Source organism: Micromonospora hortensis (assembly GCF_022230935.1).
Classification (GTDB): domain Bacteria; phylum Actinomycetota; class Actinomycetes; order Mycobacteriales; family Micromonosporaceae; genus Micromonospora; species Micromonospora hortensis.
In genome coordinates, this window is sequence record NZ_JAKKFE010000065.1 from 24,377 (window position 1) to 40,754 (window position 16,378).

The 16,378-nt window shown below is 71.3% G+C and carries 18 protein-coding genes; 10 read left to right on the plus strand and 8 right to left on the minus strand.

Annotated elements, in window-relative coordinates; genetic code table 11:
• The first annotated feature begins 65 nt into the window (after nucleotides 1–65).
• From NIE111_RS32535 to NIE111_RS28280, 3 genes are all read left to right on the plus strand, one after another.
• The gene (locus NIE111_RS32535; RefSeq protein WP_504859700.1) at nucleotides 66–212 is read left to right on the plus strand and encodes a hypothetical protein; all 147 of its coding nucleotides are present in this window, start codon (nucleotides 66–68) and stop codon (nucleotides 210–212) included.
• Nucleotides 203–391 carry a DUF397 domain-containing protein gene (locus NIE111_RS28275; RefSeq protein ID WP_238687337.1) on the plus strand — a complete coding sequence of 63 codons (189 nt, stop codon included), beginning with the start codon at nucleotides 203–205 and terminating at the stop codon, nucleotides 389–391. Before NIE111_RS32535 ends, NIE111_RS28275 begins: the two co-directional genes overlap by 10 nt.
• A gap of 165 nt (nucleotides 392–556) precedes the next feature.
• Entirely contained in the window at nucleotides 557–1,657 is a 1,101-nt protein-coding gene (locus NIE111_RS28280; RefSeq protein ID WP_238687472.1) for an AI-2E family transporter, read from the plus strand.
• Nucleotides 1,658–1,684: 27 nt separating this feature from the next.
• Here NIE111_RS28280 and NIE111_RS28285 read toward each other — a convergent pair whose 3' ends face one another.
• From NIE111_RS28285 to NIE111_RS28305, 5 genes are all read right to left on the minus strand, one after another.
• Nucleotides 1,685–2,494, minus strand: coding sequence for an alpha/beta hydrolase (locus NIE111_RS28285; protein ID WP_238687338.1), 810 nt, complete (start codon nucleotides 2,492–2,494; stop codon nucleotides 1,685–1,687).
• Between the two features lie 66 nt (nucleotides 2,495–2,560).
• On the minus strand, nucleotides 2,561–2,884 hold the full coding sequence (locus NIE111_RS28290) for an Rv1322 family protein (RefSeq protein ID WP_504859745.1): 324 nt from the start codon (nucleotides 2,882–2,884) through the stop codon (nucleotides 2,561–2,563).
• Between the two features lie 104 nt (nucleotides 2,885–2,988).
• Nucleotides 2,989–4,779, minus strand: a complete 1,791-nt coding sequence (locus NIE111_RS28295; protein ID WP_238687339.1) for a 3-hydroxyacyl-CoA dehydrogenase family protein — start codon at nucleotides 4,777–4,779, stop codon at nucleotides 2,989–2,991.
• Between the two features lie 127 nt (nucleotides 4,780–4,906).
• Nucleotides 4,907–5,977 (minus strand): alpha/beta hydrolase, encoded by a 1,071-nt coding sequence (locus NIE111_RS28300; RefSeq protein WP_238687340.1) that lies wholly within the window; start codon nucleotides 5,975–5,977, stop codon nucleotides 4,907–4,909.
• A gap of 80 nt (nucleotides 5,978–6,057) precedes the next feature.
• On the minus strand, nucleotides 6,058–6,474 hold the full coding sequence (locus NIE111_RS28305) for an FHA domain-containing protein (protein ID WP_266304558.1): 417 nt from the start codon (nucleotides 6,472–6,474) through the stop codon (nucleotides 6,058–6,060).
• Nucleotides 6,475–6,731: 257 nt separating this feature from the next.
• On the opposite strand from NIE111_RS28305, the gene NIE111_RS28310 reads away from it, so the two are divergent.
• Nucleotides 6,732–8,228, plus strand: coding sequence for an aldehyde dehydrogenase family protein (locus NIE111_RS28310; RefSeq protein WP_238687342.1), 1,497 nt, complete (start codon nucleotides 6,732–6,734; stop codon nucleotides 8,226–8,228).
• 80 nt (nucleotides 8,229–8,308) lie between these two features.
• Nucleotides 8,309–8,965 (plus strand): class I SAM-dependent methyltransferase, encoded by a 657-nt coding sequence (locus tag NIE111_RS28315; protein ID WP_238687343.1) that lies wholly within the window; start codon nucleotides 8,309–8,311, stop codon nucleotides 8,963–8,965.
• 8 nt (nucleotides 8,966–8,973) lie between these two features.
• Here the strand turns inward: NIE111_RS28315 and nucS are convergent, their stop codons facing one another.
• Complete coding sequence (gene nucS / locus NIE111_RS28320; RefSeq protein WP_112584054.1) at nucleotides 8,974–9,633, minus strand: endonuclease NucS; 660 nt, start codon at nucleotides 9,631–9,633, stop codon at nucleotides 8,974–8,976.
• A gap of 71 nt (nucleotides 9,634–9,704) precedes the next feature.
• Between nucS and NIE111_RS28325 the strand changes: the two genes are divergently transcribed.
• Both NIE111_RS28325 and NIE111_RS28330 read left to right on the plus strand, forming a co-directional pair.
• Nucleotides 9,705–10,322 (plus strand): DUF4126 domain-containing protein, encoded by a 618-nt coding sequence (locus NIE111_RS28325; RefSeq protein WP_124857624.1) that lies wholly within the window; start codon nucleotides 9,705–9,707, stop codon nucleotides 10,320–10,322.
• 85 nt (nucleotides 10,323–10,407) lie between these two features.
• Complete coding sequence (locus NIE111_RS28330; protein ID WP_238687344.1) at nucleotides 10,408–10,704, plus strand: DUF1540 domain-containing protein; 297 nt, start codon at nucleotides 10,408–10,410, stop codon at nucleotides 10,702–10,704.
• Nucleotides 10,705–10,758: 54 nt separating this feature from the next.
• Here NIE111_RS28330 and NIE111_RS28335 read toward each other — a convergent pair whose 3' ends face one another.
• Nucleotides 10,759–12,765 carry an ethylmalonyl-CoA mutase gene (locus tag NIE111_RS28335; RefSeq protein WP_238687345.1) on the minus strand — a complete coding sequence of 669 codons (2,007 nt, stop codon included), beginning with the start codon at nucleotides 12,763–12,765 and terminating at the stop codon, nucleotides 10,759–10,761.
• Between the two features lie 151 nt (nucleotides 12,766–12,916).
• Here NIE111_RS28335 and NIE111_RS28340 point away from each other — a divergent pair, with 151 nt between their 5' ends.
• From NIE111_RS28340 to NIE111_RS28350, 3 genes are read left to right on the plus strand one after another with little or no spacing between them, the layout of a single operon-like run.
• The gene (locus tag NIE111_RS28340) at nucleotides 12,917–13,768 is read left to right on the plus strand and encodes an ABC transporter ATP-binding protein (RefSeq protein WP_238687346.1); all 852 of its coding nucleotides are present in this window, start codon (nucleotides 12,917–12,919) and stop codon (nucleotides 13,766–13,768) included.
• A complete protein-coding gene (locus NIE111_RS28345) occupies nucleotides 13,765–14,610 on the plus strand; it encodes an ABC transporter permease (RefSeq protein WP_091405863.1) in 846 nt (281 codons plus the stop codon). The genes NIE111_RS28340 and NIE111_RS28345 overlap by 4 nt, the downstream gene beginning before the upstream one ends.
• A gap of 48 nt (nucleotides 14,611–14,658) precedes the next feature.
• Complete coding sequence (locus tag NIE111_RS28350) at nucleotides 14,659–15,471, plus strand: alpha/beta hydrolase (RefSeq protein ID WP_238687347.1); 813 nt, start codon at nucleotides 14,659–14,661, stop codon at nucleotides 15,469–15,471.
• Nucleotides 15,472–15,515: 44 nt separating this feature from the next.
• Here the strand turns inward: NIE111_RS28350 and NIE111_RS28355 are convergent, their stop codons facing one another.
• A complete protein-coding gene (locus NIE111_RS28355; protein WP_238687348.1) occupies nucleotides 15,516–16,364 on the minus strand; it encodes a 3-hydroxyacyl-CoA dehydrogenase family protein in 849 nt (282 codons plus the stop codon).
• Nucleotides 16,365–16,378 lie beyond the last annotated feature (14 nt).

The following is a 16,378-nucleotide window of genomic DNA, read 5'->3' on the forward strand; positions in this document are numbered from 1 at the left end:
CGTGGGTCCCGCTTTCCGGGCCGTTCAATCTGGCCCGGGGCGCCGACGGTGGTTGGGTGGGGCACATGGAGCATCAGATTGACGGTCTCGTAGTCGATGGCGACCATGAGGTGGCTACGCTGCTGGCGCGTCGGGAGATGATCAGAAACGGTGCGTTGTCTCGCCGCCAGTCGATCGAGCTGATGAAGGAAGTTGTGACCTCATGGACCTGACCGGCGCGCTCTGGCGCACCTCCACTCGCAGCGGCAACAGTGAGTGCGTCGAGGTGGCGGACAATCTGCCCGAGGTCGTGGGAGTGCGGGACAGTAAGGACCCGGCCGGTCCGGTGCTGGTGTTCGCGCCTGCCGCGTGGCGGGCGTTCGTGGCCGTCGCCCGTCGTCCGACGGCCTGAGCCGGGAGGTCCCTGGTGCCACAGCACGACCCGTCCGGCGATGAGCCGAACGTGACCCCCGGTCCCCCGCCAGCCGAAACCCCACAGCCGGCGGAGACGCCACCGTCGGCGGAAGCGCAGCCGACGCAGGCGCGGACGGCATCGTCGCCGGCAACGCCACCGCCGGTGCCGGTCCCCGTTCCGGGGGTCGACCCGGAGGAGCCGCCGGCGGTCCCGTCCGGAAAGTTCGGCACACCGGGGCGGCCACTGCGCCGCAGCAGCTTCCTGCTCGGCTTCACCGGTGCGCTGGGCGTGCTGCTGGCGTACACCCTCTATCTGGGGATTCGCAATGCCGGCGGCATCCTCGTGCTGGTGGTGATCGCGCTCTTCCTCGCGGTCGGCCTCAACCCGGCGGTGGTCCGACTGGGCCGCTGGGGTGTGCCGCACGGCCTGGCGGTGGCGGGGGTCGCCCTGACGGTGGTGCTGCTGCTCTGCGGCGGCGTGGTGGCGTTGGTCCCGCCGATCGTCACCCAGTCGGGGCAGTTCATCGACCAGATCCCGAGCCTGCTCGACGAGTTGCGCCGCAACCCGACGGTCAATGACCTGGTGGAGCGGTACGACGTGGTGGAGCGGGTGCAGGGCGCGGCCAACGCGGAGACTGTCGGACGGGCGCTCGGCGGGGTGCTGGGCGGCGCACAACTGATCTTCGGCACGGTGTTCCGGACGCTGACCGTGCTGGTGCTGACCATCTACTTCCTGGCGTACTTCGACAAGCTGCGTTCGCTGGGCTACTCGTTGGTGCCCCGGTCGCGGCGGCAGCGGGTGCAGCTGATCGGCGACGAGATCCTGGCCAAGGTGGGCTCGTACATGGTCGGCGCGCTGAGCATCGCGGTGCTGGCCGGCGCGACCACCTTCGTCTTCGCGCTGATCGTCGACCTGCCGTACCCGTTCGCGTTGGCAGTGGTGGTCGCGGTGACCGACCTGATCCCGCAGATCGGCGCAACCCTGGGCGCGGTGATAGTGAGTCTGGTCGGCTTCGCCGCCGACCTGCCCACCGGCATCGCCTGCGCGGTCTTCTTCCTGATCTACCAGCAGGTGGAGAACTACCTCATCTACCCGAAGGTGATGCGGCGTTCGGTGGAGGTCAACGAGGTGGCCGCCCTGCTGGCCGCGCTGCTCGGGGTGGCGCTGCTGGGTGTGGTGGGCGCGCTGATCGCCATCCCCACCGTGGCCGCGCTGCAACTGATCCTGCGCGAGGTGGTGCTGCCCCGCCAGGAGCGCCGCTGAGCGGCGGCCGGGCCGGAAACGGGCGGGTCAGTCCGCCTTGGTGGCGGCCGGGCCGGGGACGGGGGTGTCGGCGAAGGCGGCCACGGTGCGGTCGGCGTACGCGCTGACGTCGCCGGCCTCCGTCGGGCCGTCCCAGGTCGTCGGAAGCGGCACCTCGACGGCTGGGTTGACCCGCCGGACGATCTCGTCGAGCACCGTCTCCGCGTCGCCCACCCACAGGTGCTTGGCGCCCGGCACCCCGACCACCTCGGCCTGTGGCACGGCGGCGAACCGCTCCCGCGCCTCGGTGGGGCGCAGGTAGTCGTCGAACTCCGGCACCAGCGCCACCAGCGGCCGACCCGAGTTGGCCCAGGTGGCCAGGTCCTCGGGGGCGGAGAAGCGCAGCGGCGGGGAGAGCAGGATCGCCCCGGCGATCGTCGGGTCGCAGCCGTACTTCAGCGCCAGGTCGGTGCCGAACGACCAGCCGACGAGCCAGATGTTGGGCAGCTCGGCGAACTCCGCGTACTCGATGGCGGCGGCCACGTCGTACCGCTCGCCCACCGCGCCGTCGAAGGCTCCCTCGCTGGTGCCGCGCACGCTGCTGGTGCCCCGGGTGTTGAACCGCAGCACCGCCAGGTCGGCCAGCGCGGGCAGCCGCCAGGCCGCCTTGCGGAACACGTGGCTGTCCATCATTCCGCCGTGGGTGGGCAGCGGGTGCAGGCAGACCAGGGTGGCCACCGGCGGCCGGTCGGCCGGCAGGGCCAGCTCACCGACCAGCCGCAGACCGTCGGCGGTGTGCAGCTCGATGTCCTCCCGGCGGCCGGGCAGGATCGACGACGCGCGGATCGCTGTGCTCACCGCCCAAGTCTGTCGCGAAGTCGCCGCCGCCGCCCGCCCAGGCACGAACAGGGTGACCCAGGTCGCTCAGTAGCGCGGGGAGCCCCGGCCACGCTGCACCGCCGGGCCGCGCCGTTCCCGGGCCCGCCAGCAGCCGCTGTGCCAGTGCCGCCGGTCGGTCAGGTCACCCAGGCCGTCCGCCGGCCAGGCCACCAGGTGCGCCACCCCGGGCCGGATCTCCTGGTTACAGCCGGGGCAGCGGTACGTCTTGACCGACGCGCCAGCGCCGATGCCGCGTACCTGCCAGGCGCCGTCGGTCCACTGCTGCACCGAGGCGACGCCCTGGCGGACCCGGTCGGCGTCCAGGTTGGCGTTCTCGTCCCGGCGAGGGCGGTTGCGACGGGGGCTCACAGTCACCAAGGTTACGGTCACTCCCAGCTGGCCGGCTCGCCACGGTCGTCGGCGACCCGGAGCCCCGCCGAAACCGTGCTGACCTCCGCGTCGTGGGCGACCGGTCAGCGGTGCGAGTGGTCGCGGAAGCCGCGGCGGGTCTTGCGGCCCAGGTAGCCGGCGGTGACCAGGTGCTCCAGCAGCGGCGCTGGCGCGAAGCCCGGCTCGCGCAGTTCCAGGTACAGCTCACGCTGGATGGCCAGGGAGACGTCCAACCCGACCACGTCGAGCAGCTCGAACGGGCCCATCGGGTAGCCGCAGCCCAACTTCATGGCGTGGTCGATGTCGTCGGCCGTCGAGTAGCTGGCCTCCAGCATCTTCACCGCGTCGTTCAGGTACGGGAAGAGCAGCGCGTTGACGATGAAACCGGACCGGTCGCCGCAGACCACGCCGGTCTTGCCGAGCGCGGCGCAGACGGCGCGGGCGGTGGCGGTGGCCTCCGGGGAGGTGCGGATGGTGCGGACGACCTCGACCAAGGGCATGACCGGGGCCGGGTTGAAGAAGTGCAGCCCCACCACGTCGGCCGGCCGCTGGGTGGCCATCGCCACGTCGATCACCGGCAGCGACGAGGTGGTGGTGGCCAACACCACACCCGGCTTGCAGATCTCGTCGAGGCTGGCGAAGAGGGCCTTCTTGACGCTCAACTCCTCGACGACCGCCTCGACCACCAGGTCGACGTCGGCGAGATGGTCGAGCGTGGCGGACCAGCTGATCCGGCCCAGGGCGGCGTCCCGGTCGGCCTCGGCGAGCTTGCCCCGCACGACGCCCTTGTTCAGCGAGGTCTTGACCGCCTCGCAGACCTTCGCGGACTTCTCCATGCCACGGGTCACCGAGACGACCTCGTAGCCGGCCTTCGCGAAGACCTCGATGATCCCGGTGGCCATCGTTCCGGAGCCGACCACGCCGACCTTCGCGATGGCGCGCGCGCCGTCGGCGAGCGCGGCGTCAGTGGCCAACGGCGTCGCCTCGTCCGGTACGACAACCGGGGAGCCGGGCCGCTCGTAGGTGTAGAAGCCCCGGCCCGACTTCCGGCCGAGCAGCCCCGCCGTCACCATCTGCTTGAGCAGCGGCACCGGGGCGTGCCGGCGGTCCCGCCCGCCGCGCCGGTACATGGTGTCCAGGATCTCGTACGCGGTGTCCAGACCGATCAGGTCCATCAACGCCAGCGGGCCCATCGGCAGGCCGCAGCCGAGCTTCATGGCGGCGTCGATGTCCTCCCGGGTCGCGTAGTGCGACTCGAACATGGCGACCGCGTGGTTCAGGTAGCCGAAGAGCAGCGCGTTGGCGATGAAGCCGGCCCGGTCGTTGATGGTGACGTCGACCTTGCCGAGCCGGGCGCAGAGCGCCTCAACGTCGGCGACCACCTCGGGTGCGGTGACGACAGTGCGGACCACCTCGACCAGCTTCATCACCGGGGCCGGGTTGAAGAAGTGGATGCCGATCACCTGGTTGGGTCGGCTGGTGGCGACCGAGATCTCGGTGACGCTCAACGACGAGGTGTTGGTGGCGAGGACCGTCTCCGGTCGGCAGACCCGGTCCAGCTCGGCGAAGATCCGCTGCTTGAGGTCCAGGTGCTCGGGCACCGCCTCGATGACCAGGTCGACGGAGTGCAGCGCGTCCAGCCCGACAGCGAAGTGCACCCGCTCGTGCAGGGCGTCGCGGTCCGCCTCGGCGAGCTTGCCCTTGGCGACCGCCCGGTCGGTGGAGCCCTTCAGTGTGGCCCGGCCGCGCTCCAGCGCCGGCGCGGAGATTTCCACTGCCACCACGTCGATGCCGTTGCGGGCGAAGACCTCGACGATGCCGGCACCCATGGTGCCCAGCCCCACCACACCAACGGTGCTGAACTCGCGCGCCACGACCGGCCTCCCCAGAGACTCCGCACGGCCACTGAACGGCCGCTAAGGTTATGCGCGCGAGTCTGCCACGTGACGGTGAGTTGTCGAGACGCCGTGGCATATTTCACCCACGGCTCAGCGGCACCCGCTACCCGGCCGCCACGCTGGTCAGGGCCAACAACTCCGCGACGAACTCCGCGGGGCGCTCCAGGTGCGGGCTGTGCCCGCAACCGGGCAGCACCACCTCGTGGTACGCGCCGCCGGCAGCCGCGTACCGGTCGAGCACCGCCCGGGTCTGCCCGACCATCGGCTGCGGTGGGCAGGCGTCCGCGCCGGGCCAGCCGGGCACGAGATCCAGCGAACCCAGGTACGCCAGGTCGAAGAGCGAGGTGTCCGAGACGATGACGTCGACGTCTCCGCGTACCCAGGTGACCGGCGGTTTCTCGGCGACGGCCACCAGCTCGTCGGCGAGCCGGAACCAGGTCGGCGACAGCGCGTTGAGCACCCCGCGCTCCCCCGGCGCGGTGCCCGGCCAGTTCTCCGACGGCACAGCGGTGCCCGGGTAGTTGTCGTCCCCGGTGGCGGTGGACAGCACGGTGTCGAGCAGCAGTTCCTCGTCAGTGCCCAGCGAGGCGGGATCGGCCACATAGGTGGCTCGCAGCACGGCGCGCGGGCTGGCCGGCGCGTCAGTGCTTCGGTCACCGGCCGCGAGGCGGGCGACGAAGTCCGGGTTCGCCGTGCCGGCGCCGGTGCCGGCGAAGTCGGCCGTGGTCGGCGTGCCGGTCAGGTCGCGGGTGCCGCCGAAGCCGTACGGGGAGACCGGTGCGGCGAGCAGCAACCCGCCCACCCGGTGCGGATGGTCGACCAGCAGGCGCATCGCCACCCCGCCGCCGAGGGAGTGCCCGACCACCACCGGGCGCGCGTCGGCGGCGAAGAGCGTCGGGTCGTCCAGCAGTGCGGCCACGTCGTCGGCGAAGTCCCGCAGGCCCCGGGTGGCGTCCACCGGGGCGGTCGCGGAGTCGCCGTACCCCCGCAGGTCGGGGGCGACCACCCGCAGCGTCGGTGGCAGACGGCGGACCAGCGGCTCCCAGAACATCGCGGACGAGCAGTTGCCGTGGATCAGCAGCACCGGTGTGCCGTCCGGCGGGCCGGCCACCCGTACCGCCTGGGTGATGCCGTTCGCCGTCACGATGCGCTGCTCGGTCTCCATCCGCGGCATGGTGCCACGGGTGTCCCCGCCGGTCCAGGTGTCGGACCGCCACCCAACGGAGCCACCCGGTGTGGCAGGCCGCCAGGCGATCAGCGACGCGAGCCCGGTGGCGCGGCCAGCGGCAGCGGCAGCGTCGGTCGGACGTCGCGCCGGGACGGGCCGAAGCTGAGCCCCACCGGGTCGGTGAGCGCCACCCCGGGGTCGAACAGGCGCAGTTCGGTACGACCCAGCCGGATCACGTCGCCGTCGGAGAGGCGTTCCACCTCGCTGATCCGCCGGTCGTTGAGCCAGGTGCCGTTGGTGGAGCCCAGGTCCCGCAGGGACGGGCCCTCCGGCGCCAACCACACCTCGGCGTGGCGACGGCTCAGGTGTGGGTCGTTGATGACCACCTGACCGCTCGGCGCTCGGCCGATCACCTGTATCTCGGCTCGCATACGAAAGCTCGCGCCGCGCATCGGTCCACCCGCGACCGTCAACAGCGGCATCAGTTCCGGATGTTCCTCCATGGACAGTCAGCCCTCCACCCCGCACCGTCACTCCGCGCGTCAGCTTGCCATCAGACGGTAGTCGTCAATACCGACCGGCCGGTCAGCCTCTCGTCACCTCCCGGCCATCTGCCGTTCGACGATTCGGGCGGGCCGTATCCGTCACCAACGCCCTGACCTGCACTGATCAACGATCGGCCGGGTTGGTGCGACGCCGCTCCCCCGGCCCCGAATCGGGGACCCTACCGGCGAGTAATCCTCGGGTCTAGACTTCCGCCATGACGGCAGTGCATATCCCGGGCGTTCCGGTCATCGACGCGGGCCAGTTGGTTTCCACCAGCCCGGCGACTGGCGCTGAGGCCGGTCGCCTCCCGGTCGCCACCGACGCCGACGTGCGGCAGGCCGTCGACAGCGCCCGCGCCGCCGGCGAGTGGTGGGCGGGTCTCGGCTTCACCGGCCGCCGCCAGCGGATGCTGCGGTGGCGTGCCCTGCTCGCCAAGCGCATCGAGCAGTTGGCCGAGTTGGTGCACGTCGAGGGCGGGAAGCCGATCGCCGACGCCATCGTCGAGATCGTCACCGCGATCGAGCACATCGACTGGGCCGCCCGCAACGCCGGCCGCGTGCTCGGTCCACGCCGGGTGCGGTCCCGACTCATCCTCGCCGAGTTCTCCGGGCACCTCGAATACCAGCCGTACGGGGTGGTCGGCGTGATCGGGCCATGGAACTATCCCGTCTTCACGCCGATCGGCTCCGCCGCGTACGCCCTCGCCGCCGGCAACGCCGTGGTGCTCAAGCCGAGCGAGTACACGCCCGCGGTCGGCCAGTGGCTGGTGGACAGCTTCGCCGAGGTGGTGCCCGAGCAGCCGGTGTTCACCGCCGTGCACGGGCTGGGCGACGTGGGCGCGGCGCTGTGCCGCTCCGGCGTCAACAAGCTGGCCTTCACCGGCTCCACCGCCACCGCCCGAAAGGTGATGGCCGCCTGCGCCGAGACGCTGACCCCGGTGCTCATCGAGGGCGGCGGCAAGGACGCCATGATCGTGGACAGCGACGCCGACCTGGACGCGGCCGCCGAGGCGTGTGTCTGGGGCGGCATGACCAACGCCGGCCAGACCTGCATCGGCATCGAGCGGGTGTACGCGGTCGACGCCGTCTTCGACGCCTTCGTCGACAAGGTGGTGACCCGTGCCGGTCGGCTGACTGTCGGGCCGGAGGGCACCGACATCGGCCCGATCACCATGCCCAAGCAGATCGACGTGATCCGCCGGCACATCGACGCCGCCATCACGTCCGGCGGGCGCGCCGTGCTCGGCGGCCCGAGCGCCGTGCAACCGCCGTACGTCCACCCCACGGTGCTGGTGGACGTGCCGGAGGAGTCGGCCGCCGTCCGCGAGGAGACCTTCGGCCCCACGCTGACCATCAGCCGGGTCCGCGACGCCGACGAGGCCGTCACCCGCGCCAACGCCCTGTCGTACGGCCTCGGGGGTTCGGTCTTCGGCCGGCGGCGCGCGGTGGCCACCGCCCGGCGGCTGCGCTCCGGGATGGCGTCGATCAACTCCACGCTGACCTTCGCCGGCATGTCCACCCTGCCGTTCGGCGGTGTCGGCGACTCCGGCTTCGGGCGGATCCACGGGGAGGACGGCCTGCGTGAGTTCGGTCGGTCCAAGGCGATCACCCGACGTCGTGCCCGGTCACTGCTGCCGTCGATGACCTTCGAGCGCACCCCCGCCGACGTGGCCCGACTCGTCAAGGCCATCAAGGTCATGTACGGGAGGTAAGTGTCGGATAACCGATCATCAACAAGGATCGGCGTATCCACATGTTTATACGCCGTGGTCACGGCGGTACATTGCGTTAAATGGGCCCCAATCGATTGCGCTACCGCCTTGTCGACAGTGACCAGTCGTGGAGCGCCCGACGGCGTCGGCACCGCTCGGACTGGCTGGCGCGCACCTTTCCCGACATCGGCGATATGCACGTGGTCGACCTCGGCGGTCGGCTCGGCACCTGGCACCGCGCCACCGTCCGACCGGCCCGGGTGACAGTCGTCAACCTGGAGCAGCCGCCCGCCGTCGTCCCGGATTGGGCCCACGTCGAGCAGGCCGACGCCTGCGACCTGCCCCCGCACCTCAGCAAGGGCAGCTTCGACCTGGTCTTCTCGAACTCGGTGCTGGAGCATGTGGGCGGGCACGAACGCCGGATTCGCTTCGCCGCCGCCGTCCGCTCACTCGCCGACCGGCACTGGGTGCAGACGCCCTACCGCTACTTCCCCATCGAGCCGCACTGGATCGCGCCCGGCATGCAGTTCCTGCCGGTACGACTGCGCACCGCGTTCGCCCAACGTTGGCCGTTGGGCCACAAACCGACCCGCAGCCACGAAGCCGCCATCCACCAGGTGCTCTGGACCGAGCTGTTGGACCGCTCGCAGATGCGTCACTACTTCCCCGACTCGACGATGCTGGTGGAGCGGGTGTTCGGTCTGCCGAAGTCACTGATCGCGGTGCGCACCGGGTAGTGCGCCGGTCAGAAGAGGGTCAGCTCGTCCTTCACGATGCCGCGCAGCTTGTCGTAGTCCACTACCACACACCGGATGCCCCGGTCGGTGGCGAGCACCCGGGCCTGCGGCTTGATCTCCTGGGCGGCGAAGACCCCGACGACCGGGCTGAGCAGCGGGTCACGGTTCATCAGCTCGAGATAGCGGGTCAACTGCTCCACCCCGTCGATGTCGCCACGCCGCTTGACCTCGACGGCGACCGAGCCCGAGTTGGCATCCCGGCATAGCAGGTCGACCGGGCCGATCGCCGTCATGTACTCGCGGCGGACCAGCGTGAACCCCTCACCCAGGGCACCCGGGTTGGCGGCCAGCAGCTCCTGGAGGTGCGCCTCCACCCCGTCCTTGCGCAGGCCCGGATCCACACCCAGCTCGTACGAGGTGTCCTGGAAGATCTCCTCCAGGGTGATCCGCAGCTCCTCGCCAGCCTTGTTGACGACCCGCCACACACCGGGGGCCTCCTCCAACCGACACGGCGGGCTCATCCAGTTCAACGGCTTGTACGCCCGGTCGTCGGCGTGAATAGACACCGACCCGTCCGCCTTCACCATCAGCAACCGGGTGGCCAGCGGCAGGTGAGCCGAGAGCCGTCCGACATAGTCCACCGAGCACTTCGCAATGACCAACCGCACCCGACGAGGGTAGCCGAGCACCCACCGGCCGCCAGCGAGCGGCACTGGCGCGTCGATGCGATGCTGAGATCGTGTTCGAAGTCCTCACCGGCACCGGTCTCGCCGCCTCGGCGGGGCTGAACGCCTACATACCCCTGCTCATCCTCGGCCTGCTCGGCCGTTACACCGACCTGATCGACCTGCCCAGCGGCTGGACCTGGCTCGGCAACGGCTGGGTCATCGCCATCATGGCCGTGCTGCTCGCCGTGGAGATGGTGGCGGACAAGGTGCCAGTGGTCGACCACATCAACGACGTGGTGCAGACAGTGGTCCGACCCACCGCCGGTGGCCTTGCCTTCGGCGCCGGCTCCTCGTCGGAGACGGTGACGGTCAGCGACCCGGGGAGCTTCTTCTCGTCCCACCAGTGGGTGCCGGTCGTCACCGGCGTACTGCTGGCGTTGGGCGTGCACCTGCTCAAGTCCGCGGCCCGCCCCGTGATCAACGCGACCACCGCCGGCATCGGCGCCCCGGTCGCCAGCACCGCCGAGGACGCCACCAGCGTGGTGGTCTCCCTGGTGGCGATCATCCTGCCGGTGCTGGTGCTCGTCGCCCTGGTCGGGCTGGCGTTCTTCACCTTCTGGTTCTTCCGTCGTCGATCCGAACGACGCCGCGAACGAGAGGCCGCGCGCGCCGCCGGCTTCCGCGTCTGATGCGGCGGATCGGCGGCCCGCCATACCGGGGTTCCACTGGTCGACAAAAGCCTAGGATCGGGGCAAGAGCCTAGAGGAGGTCGGCATGACCGCAGCGTTGGAGATGCCCCGAGTCCAGGAATGCGTGGTCGCCGCGTGCGCGTACAACCAGTCGGGTGACTGCCACGCGTTCGCGATCACCATCGGCAGCATGGATCACGCCCACTGCCACACCTTCGTCGAGTCGCCCATCCGGGGTGGCGTGGAGAGCCTGATCGCGCAGGTGGGCGCCTGCCAGCGCGCCGACTGCCGGCACAACGAGCAGTTGGAGTGCCACGCGGCGTCGATCAGGGTGGGCCCGGACAACGACATGGCCGACTGCATGACCTACGCCGGCCGCTGACCCCCGCCGGTCGGCGACCCACGCCGGCCGACGACCTGTCGGGGCAGCTCTCGGTCAGGGCAGGTCGTTGGCGCGACGGATGACAGTCACCAGGTCGTCGATGATGCCGGTGAGGGCGAAGTCCTTCGGGGTGAAGACCCGGGCGACACCGGCCGCCCGGAGAGTGTCCGCGTCACTGGCCGGGATGATGCCGCCCACCACCACCGGCAGGTCCGCCCGGCCGGCGGCGCGCAGCCCGTCGAGCACCGCGGGCACGGCGGCCAGGTGCGACCCGGAGAGCACGGAGAGCCCGACCAGGTCGACGTCCTCCTCGACAGCGGCGGCGACGATCTGCCCCGCGGTCAACCGGATGCCCTGGTAGACGACCTCGAAGCCGGCGTCGCGGGCGCGTACCGCGATCTGCTCCGCGCCGTTGGAGTGCCCGTCCAGGCCCGGCTTGCCGACCAGCAGCCGCAGCCGGCCGCTGCCCAGCTCCCGTGCGGTGGCGGTGACCCGCTCGCGGACCGCCACGAGGCCCGGCTCCCCACCGCCGCCGGTGGCGCCGGCCAGGCCGGTCGGCGCCCGGTACTCGCCGAAGACCTGGCGCAGCGCGCCGGCCCACTCGCCGGTGGTCACCCCGGCCCGCACACACTCCAGTGTGGCCGGCATCAGGTTGGTGGTGGTCGCGGCGTCCGCGCGCAGCCGGGCCAGCGCCGCGTCGACGACGGCCGGGTCCCGGTCGGCCCGCCACCGGTGTACGCCGTCCACGGCGGCCGCCTCGACCGCTGGATCGACCTGCTCGACGGCGTCCGCGCCGGCGGCGGTCAGCGGGGAGGGTTCGGTCTCGGTGTACCGGTTGACCCCGACCACCACGTCGGCACCGGACTCCATCCGCCGACGGCGCTCGGCCAGCGACGCGACAAGCGCGCTCTTGAGGTAGCCGGTCTCCACGGCGGCGACGACGCCGCCCAGCTCCAGCACCTTGTCCAGCTCGACCCGCGCCCCGGTGACGACCTCGTCGACGAGCGCGGTCATCACGTGCGAGCCGGCGAAGAGGTCGGGATATTCGAGCAGATCCGACTCGTACGCCAGGACCTGCTGCATCCGCAGCGACCACTGCTGGTCCCACGGTCGGGGTAGGCCGAGCGCCTCGTTCCACGCGGGCAGTTGGACCGCGCGGGCCCGGGCGTCACGGGACATCGTCACGCCGAGCATCTCCAGCACGATGCGCTGGATGTTGTTCTCCGGCTGCGCCTCGGTGAGGCCGAGCGAGTTGACCTGCACGCCGTAGCGGAACCGCCGTTGTCTGGCGTCGGTGACCCCGTACCGGTCCCGGGTGATCTCGTCCCAGAGCACACCGAACGCGCGCATCTTGGCGATCTCCTCGACGAAGCGCACCCCGGCGTTGACGAAGAACGAGATCCGCTGGACCACGTCGCCCATCCGCTCGGCCGGGACCTGGCCGGAGTCTCGGACCGCGTCGAGCACGGCGACCGCTGTGGCCAGCGCGAAGCCAACCTCCTGCACGGGCGTGGCGCCGGCTTCCTGGAGGTGGTACGAGCAGATGTTGACCGGGTTCCACCGCGGCATCTCGCGCAGCGTGTACGCCACCACGTCGGCGGTGAGCCGCAGCGACGCCGCCGGCGGAAAGATGTAGGTGCCCCGGGACAGGTACTCCTTGATGATGTCGTTCTGGGTGGTGCCGGCGCAGCGGGCCAGGTCGGCGCCCTGCTCCAGCCCGACGGTGCCGTACAGGGCGAGCAGCCACATCGCCGGGGCGTTGATGGTCATCGAGGTGTTCGTGTCGGCGAGCGGGAGACCGTCGAAGAGCGCCCGCATGTCACCGAGGTGGGCCACCGGCACTCCGACCCGTCCGACCTCGCCGGCGGCGAGTTCGTGGTCCGGGTCGTACCCGGTCTGGGTGGGCAGGTCGAAGGCGACCGACAGGCCGGTCTGCCCCTTCGCCAGGTTGCGGCGGAAGAGGGCGTTGGTCGCCGCGGCCGACGAGTGGCCGGCGTAGGTGCGCATCACCCACGGGCGGTCCCGCTCGGGCAGCCGCCCCGGGAATGCCGTCTCATCCATGGCCGGAGTCTAAGTTACCGTTCAGTAAAAGGAGCTGTGGAAAACCACACAGGTCCATGTCGGGGACGTCCGGGTGGCAAGCGCCCGCAGTGGCGTGGACCGCCACACCCCGGGCACCACCCGGCCCAGGCCAGGACGCACACTGGACGGCATGGATGACGAGCTGGCCATCTCCGTCCGGGGGCTGCGCAAGGCGTACGGCGACAACGTGGCGGTGGCGGGCGTGGATCTCGACGTGCACCGGGGCGAGGTGTTCGCGTTGCTCGGCCCGAACGGCGCCGGCAAGACCACGACGGTGGAGATCCTGGAGGGTTACCGCCGCCGGGACGCCGGCGAGGTCACCGTCCTCGGCGCCGATCCGGCCAGACCGGATGCCGACTGGCGTTCCCGGGTCGGCATCGTGCTCCAGGGCACCGGCGAGTTCGACGAGCTGACAGTGGCCGAGGTGATCCGGCACTTCTCCGGCTTCTACCCCGACGCGGACGACCCGGAGAAGGTGATCGAGCGGGTCGGGCTGGCCGACAAGGCGAAGGCCCGGACGCACACCCTCTCCGGCGGGCAGAAGCGCCGCCTGGACGTGGCCCTGGGCATCATCGGCCGTCCCGAGCTGCTCTTCCTCGACGAGCCGACCACCGGTTTCGACCCGGAGGCCCGCCGCGAGTTCTGGGAGCTGATCCGCGACCTCGCCGCGGCCGGCACCACGATCGTGCTCACCACCCACTACCTGGACGAGGCCGAGGCCCTCGCCGACCGGGTCGGCGTGATCGCCGGCGGCCGGCTGGTCGAGGTCGCCGCCCCCAACCGGCTGGGCAATCGGCAGGAGGCCCTCGCGACGGTCTCCTGGCGTACCCCGGAAGGCACGGTGGACAGCGCGCAGAGCGCGACGCCGACGGCCTTCGTGGCCGACCTCGCCGCGCGCTACGGCGGCGAGGTCCCCGGGCTCACGGTGACCCGGCCGACCCTGGAGGACGTCTACCTCACCATGATCGGACACGCGCGATGACGACCACGACGAAGCCGGCGACGCCGGTCACCGCGACTCGCGGCCGACGGCCGGGTGCCGGCGCGCTCGCCCTGCGCCAGGGACGACTGGAGATCACCCAGTTCCTGCGCAGCCGGGAGTCGGTGGTCTTCACGATGGGCTTCCCCATCATCATGATCCTGATCTTCGCGTCGATCTTCGACGGCACGATCGGCGGCGGGGTCAAGTTCACCCAGTACTTCATCACCGGCATGATCGCGACCGGCCTGATGACTGTGAGCTTCCAGAACCTCGGCATCTGGATCCCGATCGAGCGGGACCGGGGCGTGCTCAAGCGCTACCGGGGCACGCCGATGCCGAAGTGGGTCTGGTTCGCCGGCAAAGTGATCATGGTGGTGGCGATCGGGATCGCCGAGACGGTCCTGCTGCTGGCCGTCGCGGTGGCGCTGTTCGACCTCGACCTGCCGGGCACCGCCGCGAAGTGGTTCACCTTCGGCTGGGTCGCCGTGCTCGGGGTGACCGCGTGCACCCTGTGCGGCATCGCGATCTCGTCGCTGGCCCGCACCGCCCGCAGCGGCTCCGCGGTGGTCACCCCGGTGGCTCTGGTGCTCCAGTTCATCTCCGGGGTGTTCTTCGTCTTCACCGACCTGCCCACCTGGATGCAGCAGGTGGCGGCGGTGTTCCCGCTCAAGTGGATGTGCCAGGGGCTGCGGTCGGTGTTCCTGCCGGAGAGCTTCGGCGCCCAGGAGCCGGGCGGCTCGTTCGAGCTGGGCCGGGTGGCGGTGGTGCTGGCCCTGTGGTGCGTGATCGGTGTGGTGCTCTGCCTGACCACCTTCCGCTGGACGACCAAGCGCGACGGCTGACGCCTTTCCGGGGCCCCCGATCCGCCGTGGGGCTGCCAGACTCTGACGATGGCCGCTCGACCGACCCGGCGCGGGCTCCTGCTCGCGGGGGCAGGGGCGACGGCGCTGGCGGTCGGGGTCGGCTGGACGGCCCGCGACCTGATCCGGCCGTCGCCGACGCGGCCCGTTCCCCCGGACGCGCCGGCCGGCGACGAGCGACTGGTCAGCCGCCAGTCCGCCGCACGTGACCGCTCGGTCGACTTCTACACCGCCGTCCCGGACGGGCACGGCGACGGTCAGGGGTTGCCGGTCTGCCTGGTGCTGCACGGCGCGTCCACCACCGCACGGGACTTCCCCGGGCTCGGCCTGGGGCGCTTCCTGACCGACGCGGTACGTCGGGGTGCGCCGCCGTTCGTGCTCGCCGGAGCGACCGGCGACCGCCTCTCCTGGCGCCCCGCCGGCCGGGACGACCCGCAGCGGATGGTGCGTGAGGAGGTGCCGGCCTGGTGCGCCGAGCGGGGCTTCGACGCCACCCGGCTGGCGGCCTGGGGCTGGTCCATGGGGGGCTTCGGCTCGCTGTTGCTCGCCGCCACCTGGCCGGGGTCACTCCGGGCGGTGGCGGCCTTCTCCCCCGCCGTCGCGCCCGGTGATGCCGTCTTCGCCGGTGTCGACCGGCTACGCGGCACTCCGCTGGGCCTCTGGTGCGGTCGCCAGGACGACCTCCTCGCCGACGTGCAGGCGCTGGAGCGGGCCCTTCCCGAGCCGGCCGCCCGAGCCGAGTACGCCGACGGCGGGCACGACTTCCGCTACTGGGGCTCGGTCATACCCGCTGCCCTCGACTTCGTCGCGGCAGCGCTGGCCGCGCCGCCCGGCCCGAGTTGAGCTGAACCGGGGGGCCCGCGAACGGGCCCCCGCGGCTGCCGGTCTCAGTAGGTGTAGAAGCCCTTGCCGGTCTTGCGGCCCAGGTCACCGGCGGTGACCATCCGCTGGAGCAGCTCCGGCGGGAAGAACTTCTCGTCGGCGGTGTCGGTGTAGATGTTCTTCGAGGCGTGCAGCAGCACGTCCACGCCGGTCAGGTCGGTGGTGGCCAGCGGGCCCATCGCGTGCCCGAAGCCCAGCCGGCAGGCGGTGTCCAGGTCCTCCGCGGACACCACCCCGGACTCCACCAGCTTGACCGCCTCCATCACCAGGGCGGAGATCAACCGGGTGGTGACGAAGCCGGCGATGTCCCGGTTGACCACGACGACCGTCTTACCGATCTCCTCGGCGAAGGCCCGCGCGGTGTCCAGCGTGGCGTCGCTGGTCTTGTAACCGCGTACCAGCTCGCAGAGTTGCATCATCGGCACCGGGGAGAAGAAGTGGGTGCCGACCACCGTCTCGGGCCGCTCGGTCACCGCGGCGATCTGGGTGACCGGGATGGCCGAGGTGTTGGTGGCGAGCACCGCGTCCGACTTGCAGATCTTGTCCAGGGCGCGGAACACCTCGTGCTTGATCTCCAGGCGCTCGAAGACCGCCTCGACCACGATGTCCGCGTCCGCCGCCGCCTCCAGGTCGGTGGTCGGGGTGATCCGGGCCAGCGTCGCCTCGACCTCGGACGCCTCGATCTTGCCCTTCTCGGCGAACTTCTCCAGTGACTTCCGAATACCGCCCAGACCCCGGGTGGTGGCCGCGTCGTCCAGGTCGCGCAGCGTCACCTGCCAGCCCGCCTGCGCCGCCACCTGGGCGATGCCGGAACCCATCAACCCGGCTCCGACGACCGCGAGTCGACCCGCCATCTGCTTCTCCCTCG